Below are 23,277 nucleotides of genomic sequence, written 5' to 3' on the forward strand. Positions count from 1 at the left end.
GCCACTCTTTTTTTTGCTGCTATTTCTGACCTGCTTTGTATTTCTCACTGAATTTTTTATCCAGTTGCTTATGCAGGTTGTCCAGGTTAATGTCCCGCCCCTGGATAAAGGCCCTTTCCACGAGATTTGATTTCATGTCCAATGCATCTCCTGCGGAGATGAAAAAGGTAGCGTCTTTACCCGCTTCCAGACTACCTGTACTTTGGTCTATGCCTAATACTTTTGCTGTATTCAGGGTAATGGTTTGCAGTGCTTTTTCTTTGTCCAGCCCCCATGCGGCTACTGTCCCCGCCATAAAAGGCAAGTTGCGCTGCTGCCAGTAGCCTTCTATACTCACGACTACGGTAATGCCGGCATTCGCCAGGAGCCCCGCATTTTTATAAGGCATATTCACATCATCATCATTGTTGTTGGGTAGTGCGTGCGGCTGCCGAACAACTATAGGTACATTGTTCAACTTCAGAAATGGGATGATCTGGTAAGCTTCGTCGCCCCCAACAATCACAGGAGAGACACTATATTTTTTTGCAAAATTGATGGCCGCTATCATGTCTTTTTGTGCATTTACTGTGATAAACAGTTTTTGCCGGCCATCAAACAGGTGCTTCATCGCAGCCAGACGGGCATTGGTCACCGAAGGTTGATCCGTTTCTGCATACGCCTTAGCTTCTGTGAACAGTTGGTCTAGTTCATTGATCTGGGCTTCGGTCCGTTCTTTTAGCGCATCTGCCGGCATTGCGTTGCGCCCTCCGGAAGTTCTGAACCTGGGTGTTGCAGGCCAGTTCAGGTGCTGGGCGTCATCCAGTCTGATGGCCGCATCTTCCCAGTTCCAGGCATCCAGTTGTACCACGGATGAACTTCCCGAAATCACGCCGCCCTGCGGGGTTATTTGGGCCATTAAAATACCATTGCTGCGCAGTGTAGCCGGAACTTTAGAGTCCGTATTATAAGCGATGATTGAGCGGATATGGGTATTGATGCTACCAATCTCACTAAAATCCAGGGTGGCCTTTACCGATTCAAATTCTGATAAGCCCAGGTTGGTAACTGGGGCAATAAAACCAGGGTAGATGTGTTTATCGTTCGCATAGATCACATCGGCATCATTCAGATTCATGCGTACCAGGGTTGCATCACCTACGCCGGTGATTTTTCCCTTTTCAAATATCAGATAGCTGTTGTTGATGACCTTTCCATTTCCGTCATGGAGTTTGGCGCCCATCACCACTGTTCTTTTCTGCTGTGCTTTGGCCGGGGATATGTTGGCCTGTCCGAGGCTGTTCAGTCCATAGACTGAGATCAGCAAAGTCAATAAATATCTATTCATGCTCGTGGCTCCTTTCTGATGAGCTTAGTCCTGAAGAGTAGTCTTCCATGGATTCGCAATGGTATAAGCGAGGCACATCTGTTTGTGGTTTTTGGGTTTTACCTCCTTTTTTCTTGCTGTCCTTCATTTTTTGGATCAGTGCTACCCTTTCTGCACTTTGCGAAGTCCGTAGTTGCGCATCGCGGACGATGTCCCAATAGGGAATGCCATCTACAAAAGTTTGTTCGGCTTTGGCGTAAATGGAAAGGGGGTGATCCGACCAAATGACCACATCGGCATCTTTACCTACTTTGATGCTGCCCACTTTATCATCGATGTGCAGCATTTTGGCTGGGTTGAGGGTTACGAATTTCAGGGCTTCAATCTCAGGAACCCCACCGTACAATACGGCTTTACCGGCTTCCTGATTCAGCCTTCTGGCCATTTCGGCATCATCCGAGTTGAATGCTGTTGTGATTCCCACGTTGTGCATGATCTTCCCATTATACGGGATCGCTTCCGCCACTTCCATTTTATAAGCCCACCAATCGGAGAAGGTGGAGGCATTGATGCCCCGGGCCTTCATTTTGTCGGCCACCTTATAACCTTCCAGGATGTGTGTGAAAGTATTGATTTTGAAGCCGAGGCTGTCTGCTACATGCATGAGCATGTTGATCTCCGACTGAACATAGGAGTGGCAGGTGATGAAACGCCTGTTGTCTAGGATCTCTACGATGGCATCCAATTCCAGGTCGCGGCGTACATTGTTGCCCTTAACTGCCCTCGCAGCCTTGTATTCTTTGGCCCGGGTAAACTGGTCTATGAAGCTCTGCTCCACACCCATTCTGGTCACTGGAAAGCGTGCGCCAGTGCCGAAATTGCTTTGCTTTACGTTTTCTCCCAATGCAAATTTGATGAAGGTATCGCCACCTGTATATTTCATTTCTTCCGGCAGTTTCCCCCATCTGAGTTTGATCAGTTGTGCTTGTCCGCCGACAGGGTTTGCTGAGCCATGTAGAATATGAGAAGTTGTGACCCCACCGGCCAGCTGCCTATAGATGTTTACATCTTCAGAATTGATGATATCCGCAATGCGGACTTCCGCAGAGGAAGCCTGGGCACCCTCATTGATGCCCCCGGTTCCGGCGATATGAGAATGTTCGTCGATCAGTCCCGGAGTAATGTGCTTTCCTGTCGCATCTATGATCCTGGCCGATCCCGCAGCAAGATTTTTACCTATCGCCTTGATCTTACCGTTTTCCAGAAGTATATCCGTGTTTTCAAGGATTCCCTCCTTTTCGCTAGTCCATACGGTCGCATTTTTCAACAATACCGCCTCCTGCTTAAGGGGCTTCGCATTGCCAAAAGCAGTAAAGGGATAGATCAGCGGGCTTTTCGGTAAGGTTTGAGCTGCCGTATTGACCAACGGCTTGTTGAGGCTGTCTTTAAGCGCTTTTCCCTCGTTTTTATTAGTGATGAAACGTTTGCCCTGTACCCAGTTCTCTTCGATGACGGTATTTTTCTTGAAAAGGCTATCCGAAGTGATGATGAAGTTGGCCAGCTTTCCCTTCTCCAGGGTCCCCACCTTGTCCAGGATGCCGATCATGCTTGCAGGAGTTTCAGTGAGGGCTTTAAAGGCCTGTTTTTCGCTGAGGCCATGATCAATAGCGGTACGGAGATTGGTCCAGAAGTCTTTGACATTGTCCAGGCCGAAGCTGGTCAGTGCAAACCTGATTTCCGCTTTTTCAAGGGCAGCAGGATTCCCGGGTGCAAGGTCCCATGCTTTCATTTGAGCAAGGCTCACATTTCTGGCGTCTATACTGTCTTCAACCTCATAAGCCTTGATGAAATTCAGGGGAACGATCAGGCTTGCACCGGTAGCTTTTATTGCTTCGATGCGCTGGTATTCATCACCGCCTGATTTGATGAGGTACTGCCTGCCAAATTCCTTTCCGATTTTATCTGCCCTGAGGATATTTTGCCAGCCATCGGCTTCAAAAAGTTGCGGCAGGCTTTGTTGCTCGTTGAAAGATTCCAGTGAAATGTTGTATTCTTCCTTTTGCTTGCCATACCATTGCGCATCATAATAGGTTTGGCGCAAGAGGGCGATGGAGCCCATCAGAGAAGTTGGGTAGTCATTTTGAGAGCTGCCTTTATTGAAAGAATAATTGGCCGCAGCCTTTGGGTTTAGCATGCTGTTGTTTTCCCGTTCATCGCTTAAGGTTACTGCTACCGAAGTTCCCCTGGCAATGCCGTCTCGGTTAATGGCATGCACACTGCCAAATCCTACCTTGCGCAATTCGTCAGCCTGTTTGCTGTCGGCCGTAAACACCTGGTTGGCCTTGCTTTCAGGTCTGATGGCTTCATTCCAGCCGTAGGCTCCTTTTTTGGTAGAGAGGAAGATCGACTGACGGCCTCCTGTTGCGCTGCGTGTAGCTTCCGGAAGCCCGTAGGAAGTAAAAGCATCGATGAGAGAAGGATAAATAAATTTGCCCGTCAGATCTATCTTGACGTAACCTTTGGGAACAGTAATGCCTGATCCGATGGCTTGTACAAACTGGCCTTTGACCAGGAGCGTCCCATTCGTGATGGTTTGACTGGCGCTGACTACGATATTGACATTTGTGAATGCAAAGAGACCCTGTCTAATGTCATAAGAGCCATTGACAGGATAAGTTTGCTGGGCAAATGAAAGTACAGCAGAAAACACCAGCGCGAGGCTGAGTAAAATTTTCTTCATAAATGGCTTTGGTTAATCTCCTAAAGCTATCATAAAATTTGAACCAAAGCCATTTATCACAGGTTTTTTACCAACTGCTGCCAGCGCCACCACCACCAGAGGAGCCGCCACTGCTGGATGAAGAGCTGCTGCTGGAAGAGGATGAACTGCTACTGCTGGAGGAAGAGGATGAAGAAGAGGAAGAGCTGCTCGGAGAAGGGATTACCGGAATGACAAATTCTTCGAACTCTTCATGGCCGCAATTGGCACAGATGAAATACTGACGGCCCAGGCCTTCTTTTTGCCTTGTAGCACGGAAAACAGTTTTTGTGCGGGAAAAAGCTACCGTCTTAAAATGACATTTGCTACATTTCTTTGCTTTGGAAGCCAGGTTTTCATAATTCAGCACAATGCGTTGGTCACAGGGTTTACAGATCCATACATCGTAGTCTACGGAATCAATCTCTTCCTCTTTGGCCTGGCCGCGTTCCAGGTATTTGTTATCCTGTTCTTCATCCAGTAATACCATAGGCTGTTCGCATTGCTCACAGTGCAGGCGGGTATGGCGTAAAGCTTTTAGCGTCTCTTCGTGCTTTTTCCAGAAAGACTTAAGGAAGGGATAAGGAAATACCCGGCTGATCCAGCGCTTGCCATAAAATGCCCGTTCCCTTTCCAGGTATTGCTCATGTGCAGATTTGCCTTCAGCATCCACTTTCAATTTCCGCGCCCTGCTGAAGAAACGGTAGGTGTTATACACCAAAAAGAAAAAGTAAATAGCAGCTAAGCTAGCCAGGAATGTGATGAAGCCATTTGGTTCTTTGCGGGTACCGGACGTGGGCGCGGCAACTGCTTGTGGCTGCGCCAAGGCCACATCAGGCACTTGCTGCGCATCCGCAAAAGCTGAATCGTAAACCACTTCCGGGGGACTGCCCGCTGCCGGAGCAATGGCATCCGGATCCGAAGTCGCAAAAGTCTCATCCTTCTTCAGGTGGGAGATCACCGCATCCACACCTTTCAGGACAGCGCTATTGTAATCATTTTGCCTGGCATAGGGGATCATGTACTCCTGTTGAATGCGGTAGCAAATGACATCTGGTAATGGTCCTTCCAGGCCATAGCCTGTTTCAAACTCAATTCTTTTCTGGTCCTCTACCATAAAGATCAGCAATCCATTATTGCTTTCCTTACTGCCGATCTTCCAGGTATTGAAAAGTTCATGCGCTACTTCCTTGGGTACCAGTTGGCCTATGCTTTTTACAAAGACGACATCGATATGCACAAGGCCGGACTGATCCAATGGAGCCAATTTGCTATTCAATTCATCAACCGTGGTCGGAGACAAGAGTTGATCGGGGTTACTCACATAAGTCTCATTGAGTGTCTTGGGATCGGGAATTTTGGCGATTAGCTGCTCTACGGACTGCTCAGGTTTACAGGAAGAACACCAGAGCATAATCAGAGCGGAGAGGTAAAACAAGGGCTTGGTCATGTGAAAGAGAACAACTATTCCTCCGGATATGTTTTAGAGTTCCTGTTTTTCTTCCTATAACTACTCTGCGATGTTGATATGGTGCAGTACTTTGCGGTAAAGCTCATCCGGTAAGAAAGGTTTCACGACGATGTCATTGATGCCTGATCGCAGAGCCCGTTCTTCTATCTCATGCGGAAGATTGGCTGTGAGTGCCAGGATGGGCGTCCTTATACCCAGTTTACGGATTTTTACCGCCGCCTCATAGCCATCCATCACCGGCATATTCAAGTCCATCAGTATCAGCCGGTGTTTTTCCGGCATCAGTTTCTCTACAGCCTCCATACCATTTACTGCCACATCTACTTTAGCACCCCAGCGCTGCAGAAAATTCTGGGCCACCAGCACATTCATGGCATTGTCTTCTACGAGCAGGATGCTAATACCGGTAAAGGGTTTATCGGCTTCGCCTGGTGTTTTGTTTTCCATGGTCTGTTGTTCAACAGTTTTTGTGCTTTTTTCAAACTCCTGTATGAAGAAAAAGTTTGCCCCTTTGCCAGGCTCACTGACCAGTTGCAGGCTCGACTGCTGTAGTTCAAGCAGTTTTTTACAGATGGCCAGTCCGAGGCCCGTACCGCCGAAACCCCGCGAAGTGGAGGAGTCTGCCTGTGTGAAGCGCTCAAAGATCAACTTTTGCTTTTCCGGTGAAATGCCTATTCCTGTATCTTTCACTTCCACACTAAGTTTAGCATGAGTGTCTGTTTGTTCCCTCAAACAGATATTTAAGGCCACATAACCTTCAAGAGTGAATTTAATGGCATTGTGTACGAGGTTGGTGATGATCTGAGAAGTACGGGTGGGATCTCCCATCAGTTTGTGCTTCAAATTCGGATCTATGTGCAGCCTCAGTTCAATATTGCGATCCTGTGCCGCACTTTGGAGTCCGCTTACAATGTTGCGGGCAATAGAGGCGAGGTCCATTTCAATGTGCTCAAAGGTAATTTTTCCCGCTTCTATTTTGTTGTAATCTAGAATGTCGTTGACAATGGCCAGGAGGTTGTTGGCAGAGAACAACATGACGTCCAGTTCCTTGCGCTGGTCTTCCCTTGGGTTTTTCTGGAGCAGGAGGTGGCTCATTCCAATGACCGCATTGAGCGGCGTACGGATTTCATGGCTCATCGTGCTTAAAAATTCACTTTTAGCAATCAGACCGAGTTCGGCCTCTTCTCTTGCTTTTTTCAACTGGAAAGACACGCGGTGTGAAAGGACCAGCGATTGTAAAAAGAAAAAAGCCACATAGCCCAGGAAGCTGGTAAGCTGTAGTTTAGGTAACAGTAGGTAGTAATTGAGAAGGGAAATCGCAAAGACCGACATCAGTGCGATACAGCTTGCTAGGGCATATACAGCCCCCGGGCGCCCTTTTTTATAGGCCTTAGTGTATACATAGGGAATATACACAAGGCAGAGAACAGTAACTAGTAGAAAAGGGTTGATGAGCTGTGTAAAATAAAGGGGAGGAAGGAGGAGGGTAGCCGTACAGAAGCTGAGGCAAATGGCAGTTACCGAATTAGAAAACCATTTGCTAGAGTCTTCCGGGTACAACGCTTTGGTGTAAAGTCCAAAAAGGCAAATGCCAAGAAAAAGGCTGAGGTATTCGAGCCTCAGTGTCAAATACCAGCTTACATCAGGAATCAGCGTATGCAGTACATAATTGTCGGTTCCGATGATCCTGTAGCTGTACACAATGGAATAAAGCGAAAATAAGAGGATGGCCTTATCGCGATTGCCCAGAAGGTAGAGGCCTAGAAAGAAAAAACCACCCATGATCAAACAGCCTGTCAGGAGGAGGTCTATTGCTTCAATGCGGCGACGCTCCAGTCCCACTTTATTTTTGTCACCCAGCACCATAGAGCTGGTCATCCCGCCTTTTTTATGGGCAAAATTGGCAATCTGCAACATGAAGTTCAGGGTATCCGTTCCGGGTTTAATGTTCAGGAATTTTACCTCCCAATGGGGAATAAAACCTTTTGCCTGTTCACTGACTGTGCCGTCTTGTAGAGCCAGTTCACCATTGATGTACAAATGATAAGCAGAATAGACATCTGGCATTTGGAGCCTTAGCGCCGGTGCATTTTTATCAAGCAGGACCTGCAGTTCGTAGCTCGCATATCCAAAAGAGGGCAGGGTTTTTCCATTGATCTGGTAGTCGGTCCAACGGAAAGGAAAATCAACCATCCTACCTTTCTGTTGCAGCTCCTGTGAGGGTTTAAGTAATTCTTTCCAGTAGAATCTCCATTGGCCTTTCAGTTCTATGTTGGTGGAAAAGGAATTTCCACGGAGATCCAGCACGCCCTTTCTGGCAAGGGGTTTTTGTGCTGCAAAGCCAGGGCTTAGGGCACAGAATATCCATAATATGCTTAAAATGTACTTCCTAAGGTTCATTCGGTTAGCTGTACTACGCTTTAGGAACATCGATCCCAATCCAATGTTTAAACGTGCACTAAGATAATAAATACTTCTCTATTCGCTTACATGCACAGGGGTTTCGATTTATTGTAAAGTATAGACCTGGATAAGGCATTTGTCTTTAATAAGACCTTCAGCCGGCTTTTGTAATCTTCTAGGATGTGGCCCTTACTTCAGTCTGCTCCAAACTTCATAAATCTTATCGCCTTTGCTGCTCAGTCCGCTATGGTGCCAGTCGCCATTTTCCAGTTTTCCATCGAAGCCTAAGGAAGCCCCCACCCGGCTGTTGTCTCGGGAAAAGAACTCGATGTTTTCAGTATACTTGCCGCCTTTAAAGGTATAAGAGCCACCTCCGGTTCCAGAGAACTGCTTCTTTCCCGGGTCGATAGCTACCCATTGGAATTTGGTTCCGGTGAGGAGCTTATAGGTTTGCCTGCTACCGCTCTGGTGGATGGCCGTAACTTTGCCATCGGCTCCCATTCTCCCGGTGATGCGCCATACCCCAGCGAGTGGCGCCTGGCTATCGTCTACCCGCTGAAATTGGATTTCAGTTTGATCAACGTGCAGTGAAAGTTTGTCACCCGACAATTTGAAAGGCACCGCCATGCTGCTGCCGACCTGACCGGAATCGGCACTGTTGTACAGGAGCTCTGCCTTGATTGACTGCTGGTCTGCGATATATTTGCCTCCCTGGCTGGACACGAACTGTTTACCTTCGTGCACGGTATGGAAATAGAAGCCGTCCTGAAAAAACAGATGGTGTGATACACTGCCGTCATTCATTTTCCAGGCGCCAGTTAGCGCCGTTTGTGCAAATGTCGCCCCGGTAATGAGGCTCAATACAATCAGTAGTAAGTTTTTTGTGGTTTTCATAATCAATTTGGTCAAAACACTATCATAAATGGATATCTTAAAGATAAGAAAAAGGAATATCTTTATATTAATCGCATATTATGGACAAATCAAATAGAAGAAAATTCATCGGCACAGCGGCAGCCCTGGGCCTTGCAACAGTTGCATCGGCTATGCCCTCAACAACTATGGAAAAAAAATATCCGGTGGTACACCACGTATTCTTCTGGTTAAAAAACCCAGATTCGAAGGCCGACAAAGATCAGTTGATCGCAGGGATCAAGACACTTAAAAAAATAGAAACTGTACACAATATGCATGTTGGTACGGTAGCTGCAACGGAAAAGCGGGATGTGATAGACATGAGCTGGAGCGTTTCAGAACTGATTTATTTTGCCGACCTGGATGCACAGGCAATCTATCAAACTCATCCACTGCATTTGGAATTCATCAAAAACTGTAGCCATTTGTGGAGTAAAGTAGTGGTTTACGACGTACAGGAAGCTTAATTAAAATGATTCTAAAAAGCCATTTGAGCTTTTGCCCCGTTTAGGATAGTCAATTAAATAGCTAAGTTTGAAAGAAAAATTGTTATGTATCAGATATTAAGAAGCGCGCATTCAGGTTGGCGTTACCTGGTTTTAATCCTATTGGTCATTGCACTCATACAGGCGCTGTCCGGATGGTTGGGTAAGAAGCCTTATACAGAAGGCAACAGAAAGATCAACCTTTTCACCTTGATCTTTACACACATACAGGTGCTGATCGGCCTGGTGCTTTATTTCATAAGCCCCCTGGTAGAAGCAGGTATAAGGTACTGGAAAATGGAACACATTGGCATGATGATCTTTGCAGCAATTTTGGTGACGATTGGAAATGCAAAGTCGAAAAAAGGCGATGATCCAGTAGCCAAACACAGGGTTATAGCACTGTATTTTGGGCTTGCACTGATCCTGATCATTGCGGCAATTTTACTGATGGTCAAAGCTGATCCTTCACGTTCATTCTTCGGTGTATCATAAAATTCACAAAATTAATTTTGCTTTGTAAGATTTATTTATATTTTTGTGACACATGATTAACAATATACATACTTGGCAATGGCGTAGCACTTCTGAAAAGAGTCTAGTCGCAACCTTGTGTACCTTATAGTTTATCAACCTAAACCAAACCACATAGAAACCCGACGTAGACCACACGTCGGGTTTTTTGTTTTTTAACACATTTAAAAATGAGGTCCTGGGATAAACTCAGGATGACGAGAGCATATGAATAATTACATCATTAACACCACTTATAAAAAGCGGCTAGCTGATACCACAACCCCGGTAAGCATCTATTTGAGGTTGAGGGATGTATTTCCGAATACCATCCTGCTGGAGAGTTCGGATTACCACAGCAGGGAAAATTCTGTGAGTTACGTTTGCGCAGAACCAATAGCGGGTATTGTCCTCAGAGAAGGACTGCTGTCCACCTACTTCCCGGACGGAACTAAGGAAGAGAAGTCGGAATTCAACCTGACTGAGGAAATAGAAGCGTTTAAAGCGGCCTTCCAGCCTACTGAGGTGGAAGACAAGCGTTATATTTCCAATGGACTTTTCGGCTATTTCACCTGGAATGCAGTGCAGCATTTTGAAGACATCGTATTTTCCTCCAAATCTCCGGAGGGAGAGGAAATTCCATTGATGCAATACCATGTGTACCGTTACATCATCGCGATAGACCATTTCAGAAATGAAATCGCCCTGTTTAAAAACACCTTCAACGGTGATGAAACAACTGACCTGGAGAAAATAGAATACATCATCCAAAATAAAAATTTTCCGGAATACAGCTTTAAGTCTACAGGTGAGGAGAGTTCCAATCTGAGCAACGAGGAGTTTATGGAGATGGTCGTAAAGCTAAAGAAACATATTCTGCGTGGAGACGTGTTTCAGATCGTACCTTCCAGAGCTTACAAGCAGTCTTTCCTGGGCGATGAGTTTAATGTGTACCGTTGCCTGCGCTCTATAAATCCTTCGCCATACCTGTTTTACTTTGACTATGGAAGTTTCAAATTGTTTGGCTCATCTCCGGAAGCGCAGATTACCATCAGGAACAAGGAAGCAAGCATTTTCCCCATTGCAGGTACCTTCAAGCGCACGGGAAATGACGAGGAAGATGCAGAACAGGCCCGTAAACTGGAGCAGGATCCTAAGGAGAGTGCAGAGCATGTGATGCTGGTAGACCTGGCCCGCAATGACCTGAGCAGGCATTGCAGTCAGGTGCAGGTGAAGTCGTTCAAAGAAGTACAATATTATTCGCACCTCATACATCTGGTGTCTAAAGTGAGCGGCACCCTGCAACAGGATGTACCTGCCTTCAAGATCGTGGCGGATACGTATCCGGCGGGAACATTAAGCGGTGCGCCGAAATACCGTGCCATGCAACTGATCGATGAATATGAAGGCCTTGGCCGCAATTTCTATGCTGGAGCGTTAGGGTATATGGGTTTCAACGATGAGTTCAACCACTGCATTATGATCAGGACTTTTATGAGCAAGAACAATGAGTTGCATTATCGCGCAGGAGCCGGGATTGTAGCAGATTCTGTGCCGGAAAATGAACTGAATGAGGTAAATAACAAAATTGCCGCGCTGCGCAGGGCAATTGAAATGGCTACGCAGATTTAATCATGAACAACGAGAATAACATGCAAAAGAAAGTTTTGGTGATTGACAACTATGATTCGTTTACTTATAACCTGGTACACCTGGTGAATGAGCTGGGCAGGGATGTGGAGGTATGGCGCAATGATAAGTTTGAGCTTGCGGATGTGGAACAATTCGATCAGATCCTGCTTTCCCCGGGTCCGGGTATTCCGGAGGAAGCCGGTCTGCTGCTGGAGGTCATCCGTAAGTACTCGCCGCATAAAAGTATATTTGGCGTCTGCCTGGGCCAGCAGGCTATCGCGGAGGCTTTCGGAGGCTCATTGCTGAACCTTGGCCGGCCTATGCACGGCATCGCTACACCAATTGATGTACTGGATAAAGAGGAAGTACTTTTTCTGGATTGCCCTGAAGTGATCAATGTGGGCCGGTACCATTCCTGGGTAGTGAGCAATGAAGGGCTACCGGATTGCTTTGTGGTCACGGCAACAGATGCCGACAATGAGATCATGGCTCTGCGACATCAGGAATATGATGTACGCGGGGTGCAGTTCCATCCGGAAAGTGTACTCACAGAATATGGTAAACAAATGATGAAAAACTGGTTAGCACAATCAATATGAATATTTTAGATAAAATTGTACTGCGCAAACGTGAGGAAGTGGCATTGGCCAAACAGGCGGTATCCATCAGTCAGCTGGAAGCTTCGGTTCATTTCAACCGTACACCTTATTCTTTTGAAGAATTTCTACTGGCTGAAGCGCGGTCTGGTATCATTGCCGAGTTCAAACGCCGCTCACCTTCCAAAGGGATCATCAATGATGGGGTAAAAGTTTCAGAAGTGACTAAAGCCTATAATTTGGCGGGGGCCTCAGCTTTGTCTGTGCTGACCGATACCGATTTTTTTGGCGGGCGCAATATGGATCTGCTTGAGGCAAGAGCGGCAAATGAAATCCCAATCCTTCGCAAGGATTTCATGATCGATGAATATCAGATCATAGAAGCAAAGGCTTTGGGTGCTGATATCATTTTGCTGATCGCCGCCATTCTGACGCCGGATGAGATTGAACACCTGGCTGAGGTGGCTAAAGGATTGGGCCTGAATGTACTGCTCGAAGTACACAACCTGGAGGAACTCCAGCGCAGCGTAATTCCTGAACTGGATGCAATTGGTGTGAACAATCGCAATCTTGGCGATTTTTCTGTCGACATACAAACCTCATTTGACCTGGTAGATGAGATTCCTGATGATTTCCTGAAGATTTCGGAGAGTGCCATCAGCGATCCCAAGATCATCACCAGTTTACAGGAGGTAGGTTTCGATGGATTTCTGATTGGAGAGAACTTCATGAAAACAGAAAACCCCGGTAAGGCCATGACCGACTTCGTCAGGGAGATGATCTCGGTATAACTTTTGTATCTTTGTACCTTACATGGGAAGACAAAAATATTATGATACGGCTTTAAAGCAGGAACGCGCAGTACTTGTTGGCGTCATCAGACCCGGAGAAAGGCCTGAGGAAACCAGAGAGTACCTGGATGAGCTTGCTTTTTTAGTAGATACAGCCGGTGGCAAAGTGGAGCACGAGTTTACGCAGAAAATGCTGAAACCCGACCGTGCTACTTTTGTAGGTACGGGAAAATTAGAAGAAATACAGGCTTATGTAAAGTCTGAGGAAATAGATATGGTGGTGTTCGATGATGAACTGTCACCCTCACAACTTAGAAATATTGAGCGTGAACTGCAGGTGAAAATACTGGATAGAAGTAACCTGATCCTCGACATCTTTGCCGGCCGGGCGCAAACAGCCCAGGCCAAAACCCAAGTGGAACTGGCACAGCTGCAGTATTTGTTACCAAGGCTGACACGCCTCTGGACCCACCTTGAGCGACAAAAAGGAGGGATCGGGATGCGTGGCCCGGGTGAAACGCAGATCGAGAGCGACAGGAGGATGATCCTGGAGAAAATCTCTTTATTGAAAGGACGCCTGAAATTGATCGATAAGCAAAATGAGACTCAGCGTAAAAACCGTGGTCAACTGATCCGTGTGGCATTAGTGGGCTATACCAACGTAGGAAAATCTACGATCATGAATATGCTGTCTAAATCAGAAGTCTTTGCAGAGAATAAACTTTTCGCCACCCTGGATACTACAGTAAGAAAGGTAGTCATTGAAAATTTACCTTTTTTATTATCAGATACAGTAGGTTTCATCCGGAAATTGCCACATCACCTGGTAGAATGCTTTAAATCTACGTTGGATGAAGTACGGGAGGCCGATATTCTGATCCATGTAGTGGATGTGTCGCATGCCCATTTTGAAGATCAGATCAACGTAGTGAATGAAACGCTGAAAGATTTAGGTGCCAGAGATAAAGATACCATCGTGGTGTTTAATAAGATCGATGCTTATGTGAGTCCTGAACCGGATCATGATGAAGAAGAGCCTAAGATGCTGACACTGGAGGATTTTAAACGCAGCTGGATGGCCAGCAACAATGCTCCTGCGATATTTATCTCTGCACTGCACAAAGAAAATTTAGAAGAGTTTAAACAATTATTGTACGATAAAGTAGTTGCTATGCATACTGAGCGTTACCCTTATGATAAGCTATTATATTAATTGAAAAGGAAGATTATGGAAAGTAAACGTCAGCAGAAATTTGCAGGAGTAATACAAGAGGAGTTAGCAGCTATTTTTCAGCGTGAAGGATCGGCTTATTTGCCCAATACGCTGGTAACCATCACTAAGGTAAGGGTTTCCCCGGATCTGGCGGTAGCAAAAGTATACCTCAGTTTTTTGAATACCAATAACACTTCGCTTTCAGTAGCCGAAGTCAATTCCCATTCCAGCGAGATCCGGTACAAATTAGGTGCACGCATCCGCCATCAGGCTCGGGTGGTTCCTACCCTGACCTTCTTCGTGGACGACACCAATGAGTACGTGGAACACATGGACAAGATCTTTGACAAAATCTCGCGTGAACGTAAGGAAACTGAGGAAGAAGAATAAGTATAATTTTTTGTAAATTGAGAAATATGAGAAAGCTATTGATCATCTTACTACTTTGCTATGGGTTTGCTGTTGAGGCACAGCCGCAGCTCAAAGGCGGATTGGAGAGCTTTGTCATGAACAATAAGATCTATCCACGTTATTCCCTTCAGAATTGTATCGATGGTACGGTAAGAATTAGTTTTAAATTGAACCAGCGGGGTGAAGTGTATCACTCAAAAATCACTAATGGTGTGGGTACTGATCTGGATGATGAGGCCTTACGGCTGATCCGCATGAGCAGTGGCAGGTGGACAGTACCTGCCGGACATGACAGCACTGTCGCCATCCTTGTGCCGATCAGCTTTAGCATCTCTTCTGAGGATTGCCGCGGCCGCAGCAAAGCACAAATCCAGCAGGCCATACAGAACTATGTGGCCAATCAGGGATTGACCAATGCGGTGCTTAATTTCTATAAGAATAAACAGAAAGGCACAATCTATACCAAAGAAGAGGAGGAGAAGATCGTAGCTTTGAGGGCAAGCCTGGGCTATGATGACGAATACCTGCAACAGAGAATCGCAGACGGTAGAAAGAAGCTGAAACAAAAGGATCGGCAAGGCGCATGTGAGGATTTTCTATTTGTAAAGCATATGGGTTCTGAACTGGCAGATGAACTCCTTGCTCAATATTGTAACTAAACAACGATACAGATCGATTGGGAAATCAACTCCGCTTCTACTTTACTGACTTTACCTAAATATTCCCCGTCTACTTGAAAATGTGCTTTGTGCTTAGTTTTTATTTTCAGGTTTGTAGTTTGAAATAACTCGATGTTTTTTGGATTGAGTGCCATTTTAGTGAAGCGCATTTTCAGGATTTCCATTACCGAATATTTCTTTACAAGCACAATCTCAAATAAGTCATCATCCAGTTTGCCTTCAGGATTGATCTTCAGGCCCGTTCCGTACATAGTTGCATTGGCAATTACCACCATAGCTGCTTCTGAACGGATGGTCTTGCCCTCAATACTGAATTCTACATGCATTTTCCTATGGTTCCACAAAGCACTCCAGGCAGCCTTCGTGTAGCCCCACATGCCACGATGATCGAGGGAACTGAATTTTTTTACAATATAGGCATTAAAGCCAATGTCGGCTAAGTGAATACAAAGTTCACCGTTGACCTTTATCGCGTGTATCTTTTTAGAGGTGCCCTGAAAGGCTGTATCCAAAGCCAATTCCACTTCTGTAGGAATGCCCAACTCTTTGGCCATCCCATTTGCCGATCCCGCGGGGATGATCGCGATTGGCGTGTTGCTGCCAATGAGGCATTCTGCTACCAGCTTTAGAGTACCATCTCCGCCAACAGCTGCAACGCGGTCTGCGCCAGCTTCATCGATCACAGCTTTGAGCTTGTCCAGTGAACAGTCTTCGGGTAGTTCATACAGTAGGGCATCTACTTCAGAAGATTTAAAATGCGCTACAATAAGGTCTTTAAAGCTGACCTCGCCATTTCCTGAACCCGGATTGATGATGAATAATATCTTCATTTGTTTATTAGCACAAACAACTGTTGTGTTCCCCTGTTTTAATTATTAATGAACAAATCTGTTAGTGTAAAAATATATCACGGCTATGGCCATACACATAATCTGGTGGTGTACGGACATGTGTTCCGGTATAAAGCTAAAACGAAACAGAATTTTAGCGATAATTTATTTGTGAACATTGTACACCTGTTTAAACTTTTCATATTAAAGCCTTATCCGAATGTGGCAGTAAGACTGAGCTTTAATGGGCAAGAAGTGTACCAGAAGACCGAATATGATGGTTTCTTTAAATTTGAGTGGTCGGCGTTTGAAAATGTAGAGGCCGGTTGGCATGGGGTTAAGGTAGAGGCTCTTGATGAACATGGTGCTATACTTTCGGTAGGACAGGGTCAAGTCTTCGTGCCGCACATCACACAGTATGCTTTTATCTCCGACATAGATGATACCATTATGGTTTCTCATTCGGCCACGATAGGCAGGAGGTTACGGGAACTGTTCATTAAGAATCCCAGAACCCGTAAGACCTTTAAGGATGCCTATACACACTATAACCTGTTGGCTTTGTCACACACAGAAAATGACCAGCCGAATCCATTCTTCTATGTGTCGAGCAGCGAATGGAACCTTTATGATTATCTGGTAGAGACTTTCAGATATAATAAACTGCCGGAGGGTGCATTTCTGTTGAACCAGATCAAACGCTGGAAAGACCTGGTCAAGACCGGTAAGACTGGGCACGAAGGTAAGTTGATCAGGGTAATGCGCATTTTAGATGCTTTTCCTAATCAGCGGTTTGTGTTTTTTGGGGACAATTCCCAAAAGGATCCGGCTATTTACACGGCCATCGCGGAGAAATATCCAAAGAACATCGAGGCGGTCTACATCCGCAACGTTCGCAAGGAGATGGAAGGGCCGGCGAAGGAATTTTTGGACAGAATTGCAGCCAAAAACATCAGCACCTGTTTGTTCAACAGCAGTGCAGAAGCCATTGCCCATTCCAAAAGCATTGGACTGATCACGGATTTAAAACAGTAATTGCTTATCATTGCACATGGTTTTTCGATTACCTGATGATGAAGTCATTTTTCCCAATCCTGAACTGGCGGATCCCGACGGCTTGTTGGCCATCGGAGGCGACCTAAGTCTGAACCGTCTGCTGCTTGCCTACGAAAATGGCATTTTTCCCTGGTTCAGTGATGATGATCCCATTTGCTGGTATGCTCCGCATGAGCGATGTGTAATCTTTCCTGATCGCTTGAAGCCGAGCAAAAGCATGAAGAAGGTACTGGAAAGCGGGATCTTTGAAATCACGATGAACAGGGATTTTCCTGCGGTTATCCGCAATTGTGCCAAGATCATTCGTAAAGACCAGCCTGGAACATGGATTACCAGGGAAATGCAGCAGGCTTACATTGGTTTATATGAGAAAGGCTATGCTTCCAGTGTGGAAGTATGGCAAGACAATGAACTGGTCGGTGGCCTGTATGGTGTAGAGATGGGGGTTGTCTTTTGCGGCGAAAGCATGTTCAGTAAAGTCAGCAATGCCTCCAAAGCTGCCCTGATCTGGTTGTGTCGACAAGGCCGTCATGAGCTTATTGATTGTCAGCTCCCCAATGAACATCTGATGAGCCTGGGTGCGGAAATGATTGACAGGGAAATGTATAATCTCCTGTTGCGTAAGTAAATATCTTAAGTAAATAAGAGAAAATGCCTAATTTAGCATTTTAGCGGAGCGTGGGGCTCTGCCTGAGGAGCACATGGTTAATGATAATTTTGCAGATGAACGCCATTGGCTTTCCCTTTTGAAAAATGGGGAGAGGCGTGCCTTTGATGCCATTTATCAGCATTATAGCCATCCCATTTACGCTCGGATATTGGCAATGACAAAGCTGCCAGAGCTGGCAGACGAACTCCTTCAGGACATCTTTCTGAAGGTATGGGAAATGCATGATCGTATAGACGAATCGCTGTCATTTCAGGCCTGGATCTATAAAATTGCGGAGCATACGGTGTATGACCATTATCGGAAGATGGCGAGGGACGCAAAAATGCGCGAGCACCTGCTCCGGAATTTTGCCGAGTTATATTACCATACCGAAGATTATATTTTAAACAAGGAGCGGATAAATTTACTGGAAAAAGCCCTTCAGCGTCTTCCTGCACAAAGGCAACTGATTTTCAAACTTTGCCGGATAGAAGGCAAGAGCTATGAAGAAGCGGCTGCAATTTTAAACATCAGCACGTCTACCGTAAGCAACCAATTGGTAAAGGCAACAAAAAGCATTAAGGATTTTGTATTTTTCAATTCGAGGGAATTCCTGATTTTCATGATCGCATTCTACCTCAGAAAGTAGCGCGAAGCTCATTTCGAAGAAATGTTTGTTTTTTTTTCATTTATCAGTAGTGTGTTTTCTGTTTTCGTACGTATAACCGTAAATAAGACATGAAAAAAGCACAGCAAAAAGAAGAATTGTACCAGAGATTTCTCAATAATGAAGTCACCGCGGCCGAGTTGGATGAGCTGCTGAACTTTTTTGAAATGGGAGATGAAGACCAATTGCGGGGTATGATCGCCAATGTGCTGTTGCATTTTCCGGAGCCGGAAGCTCCGAATGTCGTGCAGCAGCAACATTTGAATGCACTTCATGCTGGCATTGCAGCTAGGATTGACGGGCAGATCCCGGTTGTGGCTATGCGGCCATGGTACGGGCAGCTGCTGTTTAAAGCTGCTGCCAGTTTCATCATCTTCGTCTTTATAGGCTTTTTAACCTACAATTATTTTGAAAAGTCCGATCAGGGCGAAAACATACAGCCTGCCTGCAATTGTGCCTCGCTTGTGACTTCAAGCGGTCAGGAGATCAAACTGGAGGATGAAAAAGCTGGAGAAGTACTGGCACGGTCGGGCGTAAAAGTCAAGAAAACCGCTGAAGGACAATTGGTGTATACTGCGGATCCTGCTATAACTGGATCGGCGGCAGTCATGAATACGCTGGTAACTCCTTTGGGAGGAAAATATAAGGTGCTGCTATCGGATGGCACTTCCGTAACCCTCAATTCAGGATCCAGTCTGGAATTCCCCGTGGGTTTTCATGGTACGGAGCGTCGTGTAAAATTGTCCGGAGAAGCTTATTTCGAGGTGTCCAAGGATCCTTCGAAGCCATTTATCGTGCAGTCTGGTGCTGCGACAACACGGGTATTGGGTACTAAATTCAATGTGAGCAATTATCCGGATGAACCTGTTCAGCGCACTACACTACTAGAAGGAAAAGTACAGTTTAGCGGAAATGGCGAGAGCGCTTTGCTACAGCCGGGCGAACAAGCCAGCTTGCATAAAGGCAGATTGCAGGTAGCTGAAGTGAATACAGAAGATGCGATGGCCTGGAAGGATGGCCTATTTATTTATAAAAATGAAGAACTTTCGGTAATCATGCGGCAACTGAGCCGTTGGTATGATGTTGATGTCGACTACAGCACTATACCAGATCGCCGATTATATGTGAGAATCAACAGGGATGTAAACCTTTCAGAGGTTTTGGGCCAGTTTGCACTGACCAGCAACCTAAAGTTTAAAGTAGAAGGAAGGAGGGTCTCTTTTGTGAAATAACCTTCACCCAGAAATACGCTACCAAACCAACATATTATCAATAACCTAAATAAACTATTTTAATGAATTTAACCACCACTATGGCGCAGTCCTGGAGAGTTGTTCTCCTGTTATCTGTTATGATGCTCGTCAGCCAGATGGCCCAGGCTCAGAATGGAACGCTATCCTTTTCTTTCAACAAAACGCCATTACAGGATGTGATTGCTGAAGTAGCTAAGAAAAGCGGATACGAATTTGTGTTTGACGCTGAATATTTAAAAGGAGCCGCTCCTACAACGTTAGAAATCAAATCGGCAACGATCAATCAGGTATTGACCTCAGTATTTAAAAATCAGGACTTCAGCTACCAGATCAATAAGAAAATTATCGTTTTAAAACCAAAAGTCCAGCCTAAGGAAGAGCTGGGCAGTTATCCGGTGAAGGGTAGAGTGATCGATAGTCTGGGCGTTGGAATCCCAGGAGTGATTGTTCGACTAAAAGGCCATTCTACCGGTGTACAGACCGATGGTACAGGTAGCTTTGTCCTGAATGCCTCTGGAGATAAAACCACGTTGGTATTCACTTATATTGGTTATACTGAACGTGAGTTCGAAGTTGGCCCTTCGGTGGCCAACTCCAGCATCAGCATTGTATTGAGCCCGGTAGCATCCTTATTGGATGAGGTGTTTGTAAATGGATTTCAAAGTACCCCTAAGGCGCGAAATACCGCCAGTTTTACGAATGTAGACAATGCTGCATTGAATAGAAACCTTAATGTTGACCTGGTCTCTGCCCTGGAGGGAAAAGTGGCTGGCTTGCTTACCGTAAAAAATAAAGCAGGCGCTGCGGGAGATCAACTGCTTCTGAGAGGTATCAGTACTTTTTCTACTTTAAACGTTGGAACGGGGCCTCTACTTGTTATCGACGGTTTGCCTACAGAGTATACATTGGATGAAGTCAATCCCTATGATATCGAATCGATCACGGTATTGAAAGATGCGGCGGCATCATCTATATATGGTGCAAGATCTGCCAATGGGGTCATTGTGATGACTACAAAAAGGGCTCAGGTGCGTGGCGCAAATATTTCATTAAATACGGATTTGTTTATCACCCCCAGGCCTAATCTGGATGCCATGCATTATGCCTCTACCAGCCAATTGCTGGATTGGGAAATTGCAAAGTATCAGCAAGAGCGCGCCAATTTTACCAGCGTAGAAAATATGTTTGCCGGGTATGGCGTTATCGGCAATGGGACGCTGAAATATTATTCACCATTATATCAATTATACAGAGATCAGGCTGCGGGTACTGTCAGCACCGATCAGTTCAATAGTACGATTGAGCAATGGCGTCAGAATGATTACATTAAAGATTACACGGGAAATGTTTGGCAAAATGAAGTTCGTCAGAGGTATAACCTATCCATGAGTTCTGCTACTGACAAAAGCAATACCTACGTTTCCCTCAACTACGACCAGGGTAAAGGACGGATTATCAATAATCTCAATCGCGCCTTTAACTTAAATATCAAATCTACCTTTAATGTGAAAAGCTGGCTAACGGCTACGGTAGGTTTGAATGGTAAATATGCACATGATGAAGCTACAGATGGTACTTATAATAACCTCTTCCTGCAAGAGCGTTATACCAGGATTACTGATGCAGAAGGCAATCTGGTCATCAGCGATTATGCAAATGTGAATGATGGTTTTGGAGCTAATGGTGCGATAAACGGATCAGCAGTAAGGACCATTGCGGGAAATAATGCTTTTAAATCTTTAGGATTCAATGTAGTTGATGCGCTTGGAGATGGAATTGATAAAACCATTTTTACCAATCTTCGTGCTTTCGCCAATATTGAGGCAAAGCTTTACAAGGGGCTCACGTTCAATACGCAAGGCCAGTATGAGACTTCAAGTAAAGACTTGGATCGCTATCATGCAGCAGATGGATACCGCATGCGTTATGCTTATGACATGTTCACTAGTTTGGCCAGTGGCGTTTACACCAACAACCTGCCGGCTGGCGGACGGTTGTACCAGTTGAACAATTCCAGCAACAGCTATACTTTCCGGAATCAATTTAATTACAACAATGGTTTTGGAAAGAACAACAATGAGCACTATATCTCTGCATTGGCTGGTTTCGAAATGAGGCAAACCTTCATTCCAATGTTCAATGAATCTTTGCGCTATGGCTTTGATCCGCAAACGCTACAGTCTGTTAATCTCAATGAGAAAGTTCTGATGGATGATGGTGTTTCCAGCTACTTTGGTGGAGGTCGTCGACTTTCAGAATTGGCCTACTCAGTTACGGAAACCAAACACCGCTATACCTCTATGTTTGCTAACATGAGCTACACTTATCTGGGCAAATACAATGTGACGGCAAGTGTGCGTCAGGACAATTCAGATCTTTTCGGGGTGGAGTATCAAGATAAGACGCGTCCTTTCTGGTCTGGTGGACTATCCTGGAATGCGAGCTCGGAAGAATTCCTGAAAAGCCAGGGGTGGTTAAATACATTGAAAGTAAGAGCAACTTATGGTACGAATGGAAATGTAGATCAGTCGACCACTAAGAACATTGTGGCTAGAAAGGCGAACGATAGGTTGATCACTAATTTAAGTTGGTTGAATATCACTACTATGCCTAACCCTAAGTTGCGCTGGGAAACTACAGCGAGTACCAATTTTGGTGTCGACTACGCGGTATTGAATAATCGCATCCGTGGTAGTGTAGACGTGTACAATAGAAAAAGTACGGACTTACTAGTTACGACCCAGCTTGACCCAACTGTAGGAACTTTGACTCAAAAACTAAATAGCGGGGCACTGAGAAATAGAGGTCTTGAGTTAAGCATTGCAGCTGATGTATATAAAAATGCCGATTGGACATTCACCTCCAACGTGACTTTTGCGACCAATAAGAACCAGGTCCTGGAGCAAAACAATACTTCTACTACTGCAGGTGTATATATTTCCTCGCCATCAGATTATTTCTTTGAAGGAGAGGCTTTCAATACCATGTACGCCTACAAATATGGGGGGATGACCAACGGTTATCCATATCACCTGGATGAAAACGGCAATCCGAACATGACTTTCGACGCCAATGGTGTGCCTGTGCCTACTAGTGTAAAAAGCATCAATAATCCTGCTGCTTTGGTAAAAGTTGGACAGTTAGATCCCAAATATTCCGGTGCCTTTTCTCAGCGTATACGTTATAAGAGCTTCGAATTGAATGCCATGATGGTATTTTCCGGAGGTAACAAAATGCGTAAGGATGTTACGGCCCTGGACTCTTATGATGTGACCGATGTGGATGTGGCTAGCCGCTGGACTGAAGGTTCTGCCCTGCCAAGACTTAAAGTGGACTACCCGCAGGCATTATTAAATAGCGGTAGCACGATCAGTTCTCTTTGGAGGTTTGGTGACAACCAGATACTGGACGCCAGCTACATGAAGTTAAGAAATGTGGGGTTATCCTATGTAATGCCGAAATCAGTAACCCGTAAGCTAGGCGTTTCCAGCTTGAGACTTACAGGTCAGGTCAACAACATCTGGTACTGGAGTGCAGCGGGAGATGACATTGATCCGGAAGTATACACTCAGAACAGCGGGACACGTAACATTCCAAATCCAAAGTCATTCATCCTTGGTTTAAACGTAACTTTTTAACAAACCTGAA

At 45.4% G+C, this 23,277-nt stretch carries 19 protein-coding genes; 13 read left to right on the forward strand and 6 right to left on the reverse strand.

Annotated elements, in window-relative coordinates; all coding sequences use genetic code 11:
• Positions 1-19 precede the first annotated feature (19 nt).
• The 5 genes from WAE59_RS22095 to WAE59_RS22115 all read right to left on the reverse strand — a co-directional run bounded on the left by WAE59_RS22095 (position 20) and on the right by WAE59_RS22115 (position 8,832).
• Positions 20-1,327, reverse strand: a complete 1,308-nt coding sequence (locus tag WAE59_RS22095) for an amidohydrolase family protein (RefSeq protein WP_337858159.1) — start codon at positions 1,325-1,327, stop codon at positions 20-22.
• A complete protein-coding gene (locus WAE59_RS22100) occupies positions 1,320-4,046 on the reverse strand; it encodes an amidohydrolase family protein (protein ID WP_337858160.1) in 2,727 nt (908 codons plus the stop codon). The genes WAE59_RS22095 and WAE59_RS22100 overlap by 8 nt, the downstream gene beginning before the upstream one ends.
• 67 nt (positions 4,047-4,113) lie before the next feature.
• Positions 4,114-5,514, reverse strand: coding sequence for a TPM domain-containing protein (locus tag WAE59_RS22105; RefSeq protein ID WP_337858161.1), 1,401 nt, complete (start codon positions 5,512-5,514; stop codon positions 4,114-4,116).
• Between the two features lie 60 nt (positions 5,515-5,574).
• Positions 5,575-7,935 (reverse strand): ATP-binding protein, encoded by a 2,361-nt coding sequence (locus WAE59_RS22110; RefSeq protein ID WP_337858162.1) that lies wholly within the window; start codon positions 7,933-7,935, stop codon positions 5,575-5,577.
• Positions 7,936-8,127: 192 nt separating this feature from the next.
• Complete coding sequence (locus WAE59_RS22115; protein WP_337858163.1) at positions 8,128-8,832, reverse strand: hypothetical protein; 705 nt, start codon at positions 8,830-8,832, stop codon at positions 8,128-8,130.
• An 80-nt stretch (positions 8,833-8,912) separates the two neighbouring features.
• Between WAE59_RS22115 and WAE59_RS22120 the strand changes: the two genes are divergently transcribed.
• The 8 genes from WAE59_RS22120 (at position 8,913) to WAE59_RS22155 (ending at position 15,153) form a co-directional block, all read left to right on the forward strand.
• On the forward strand, positions 8,913-9,320 hold the full coding sequence (locus tag WAE59_RS22120) for a Dabb family protein (RefSeq protein WP_337858164.1): 408 nt from the start codon (positions 8,913-8,915) through the stop codon (positions 9,318-9,320).
• A gap of 84 nt (positions 9,321-9,404) precedes the next feature.
• Positions 9,405-9,833 carry a cytochrome B gene (locus tag WAE59_RS22125; RefSeq protein WP_337858165.1) on the forward strand — a complete coding sequence of 143 codons (429 nt, stop codon included), beginning with the start codon at positions 9,405-9,407 and terminating at the stop codon, positions 9,831-9,833.
• A 246-nt stretch (positions 9,834-10,079) separates the two neighbouring features.
• Positions 10,080-11,483 carry an anthranilate synthase component I family protein gene (locus WAE59_RS22130; RefSeq protein ID WP_337858166.1) on the forward strand — a complete coding sequence of 468 codons (1,404 nt, stop codon included), beginning with the start codon at positions 10,080-10,082 and terminating at the stop codon, positions 11,481-11,483.
• Positions 11,484-11,503: 20 nt separating this feature from the next.
• Positions 11,504-12,082 (forward strand): anthranilate synthase component II, encoded by a 579-nt coding sequence (locus WAE59_RS22135; protein ID WP_337858205.1) that lies wholly within the window; start codon positions 11,504-11,506, stop codon positions 12,080-12,082.
• Complete coding sequence (gene trpC, locus WAE59_RS22140; protein ID WP_337858167.1) at positions 12,079-12,870, forward strand: indole-3-glycerol phosphate synthase TrpC; 792 nt, start codon at positions 12,079-12,081, stop codon at positions 12,868-12,870. The genes WAE59_RS22135 and trpC overlap by 4 nt, the downstream gene beginning before the upstream one ends.
• Positions 12,871-12,892: 22 nt before the next feature.
• The gene (gene hflX, locus WAE59_RS22145) at positions 12,893-14,083 is read left to right on the forward strand and encodes a GTPase HflX (RefSeq protein WP_337858168.1); all 1,191 of its coding nucleotides are present in this window, start codon (positions 12,893-12,895) and stop codon (positions 14,081-14,083) included.
• Between the two features lie 15 nt (positions 14,084-14,098).
• Positions 14,099-14,473: a 30S ribosome-binding factor RbfA gene (rbfA, locus tag WAE59_RS22150; protein WP_337858169.1), complete on the forward strand. Its 375-nt coding sequence runs from the start codon at positions 14,099-14,101 to the stop codon at positions 14,471-14,473.
• A 26-nt stretch (positions 14,474-14,499) separates the two neighbouring features.
• Positions 14,500-15,153 (forward strand): TonB family protein, encoded by a 654-nt coding sequence (locus tag WAE59_RS22155; RefSeq protein WP_337858170.1) that lies wholly within the window; start codon positions 14,500-14,502, stop codon positions 15,151-15,153.
• Here the strand turns inward: WAE59_RS22155 and WAE59_RS22160 are convergent.
• The gene (locus WAE59_RS22160) at positions 15,150-16,004 is read right to left on the reverse strand and encodes a diacylglycerol/lipid kinase family protein (protein WP_337858171.1); all 855 of its coding nucleotides are present in this window, start codon (positions 16,002-16,004) and stop codon (positions 15,150-15,152) included. The two genes, WAE59_RS22155 and WAE59_RS22160, sit on opposite strands and share 4 nt — an antisense overlap.
• A 48-nt stretch (positions 16,005-16,052) precedes the next feature.
• On the opposite strand from WAE59_RS22160, the gene WAE59_RS22165 reads away from it, so the two are divergent.
• From WAE59_RS22165 to WAE59_RS22185, 5 genes are all read left to right on the forward strand, one after another.
• The gene (locus WAE59_RS22165) at positions 16,053-17,039 is read left to right on the forward strand and encodes an App1 family protein (RefSeq protein WP_337858172.1); all 987 of its coding nucleotides are present in this window, start codon (positions 16,053-16,055) and stop codon (positions 17,037-17,039) included.
• Between the two features lie 16 nt (positions 17,040-17,055).
• Positions 17,056-17,688: a leucyl/phenylalanyl-tRNA--protein transferase gene (aat, locus tag WAE59_RS22170; RefSeq protein WP_337858173.1), complete on the forward strand. Its 633-nt coding sequence runs from the start codon at positions 17,056-17,058 to the stop codon at positions 17,686-17,688.
• Positions 17,689-17,761: 73 nt separating this feature from the next.
• Complete coding sequence (locus WAE59_RS22175; RefSeq protein WP_337858174.1) at positions 17,762-18,358, forward strand: RNA polymerase sigma factor; 597 nt, start codon at positions 17,762-17,764, stop codon at positions 18,356-18,358.
• An 89-nt stretch (positions 18,359-18,447) separates the two neighbouring features.
• Positions 18,448-19,608, forward strand: a complete 1,161-nt coding sequence (locus WAE59_RS22180) for a FecR family protein (RefSeq protein WP_337858175.1) — start codon at positions 18,448-18,450, stop codon at positions 19,606-19,608.
• 62 nt (positions 19,609-19,670) lie between these two features.
• On the forward strand, positions 19,671-23,267 hold the full coding sequence (locus WAE59_RS22185; RefSeq protein WP_337858176.1) for a SusC/RagA family TonB-linked outer membrane protein: 3,597 nt from the start codon (positions 19,671-19,673) through the stop codon (positions 23,265-23,267).
• Positions 23,268-23,277 lie beyond the last annotated feature (10 nt).

Origin of the sequence: Pedobacter sp. GR22-6, assembly GCF_037402555.1 — a bacterium.
Classification (GTDB): domain Bacteria; phylum Bacteroidota; class Bacteroidia; order Sphingobacteriales; family Sphingobacteriaceae; genus Pedobacter.

Coding starts and splice junctions, on each gene's coding strand:
- WAE59_RS22095 (WP_337858159.1), bottom strand. CDS start 1,327: ATGAATAGATATTTATTGACTTTGCTGATCTCAGTCTATGGACTGAAC.
- WAE59_RS22100 (WP_337858160.1), bottom strand. CDS start 4,046: ATGAAGAAAATTTTACTCAGCCTCGCGCTGGTGTTTTCTGCTGTACTT.
- WAE59_RS22105 (WP_337858161.1), bottom strand. CDS start 5,514: ATGACCAAGCCCTTGTTTTACCTCTCCGCTCTGATTATGCTCTGGTGT.
- WAE59_RS22110 (WP_337858162.1), bottom strand. CDS start 7,935: ATGAACCTTAGGAAGTACATTTTAAGCATATTATGGATATTCTGTGCC.
- WAE59_RS22115 (WP_337858163.1), bottom strand. CDS start 8,832: ATGAAAACCACAAAAAACTTACTACTGATTGTATTGAGCCTCATTACC.
- WAE59_RS22120 (WP_337858164.1), top strand. CDS start 8,913: ATGGACAAATCAAATAGAAGAAAATTCATCGGCACAGCGGCAGCCCTG.
- WAE59_RS22125 (WP_337858165.1), top strand. CDS start 9,405: ATGTATCAGATATTAAGAAGCGCGCATTCAGGTTGGCGTTACCTGGTT.
- WAE59_RS22130 (WP_337858166.1), top strand. CDS start 10,080: ATGAATAATTACATCATTAACACCACTTATAAAAAGCGGCTAGCTGAT.
- WAE59_RS22135 (WP_337858205.1), top strand. CDS start 11,504: ATGCAAAAGAAAGTTTTGGTGATTGACAACTATGATTCGTTTACTTAT.
- trpC (WP_337858167.1), top strand. CDS start 12,079: ATGAATATTTTAGATAAAATTGTACTGCGCAAACGTGAGGAAGTGGCA.
- hflX (WP_337858168.1), top strand. CDS start 12,893: ATGGGAAGACAAAAATATTATGATACGGCTTTAAAGCAGGAACGCGCA.
- rbfA (WP_337858169.1), top strand. CDS start 14,099: ATGGAAAGTAAACGTCAGCAGAAATTTGCAGGAGTAATACAAGAGGAG.
- WAE59_RS22155 (WP_337858170.1), top strand. CDS start 14,500: ATGAGAAAGCTATTGATCATCTTACTACTTTGCTATGGGTTTGCTGTT.
- WAE59_RS22160 (WP_337858171.1), bottom strand. CDS start 16,004: ATGAAGATATTATTCATCATCAATCCGGGTTCAGGAAATGGCGAGGTC.
- WAE59_RS22165 (WP_337858172.1), top strand. CDS start 16,053: ATGAACAAATCTGTTAGTGTAAAAATATATCACGGCTATGGCCATACA.
- aat (WP_337858173.1), top strand. CDS start 17,056: ATGGTTTTTCGATTACCTGATGATGAAGTCATTTTTCCCAATCCTGAA.
- WAE59_RS22175 (WP_337858174.1), top strand. CDS start 17,762: ATGGTTAATGATAATTTTGCAGATGAACGCCATTGGCTTTCCCTTTTG.
- WAE59_RS22180 (WP_337858175.1), top strand. CDS start 18,448: ATGAAAAAAGCACAGCAAAAAGAAGAATTGTACCAGAGATTTCTCAAT.
- WAE59_RS22185 (WP_337858176.1), top strand. CDS start 19,671: ATGAATTTAACCACCACTATGGCGCAGTCCTGGAGAGTTGTTCTCCTG.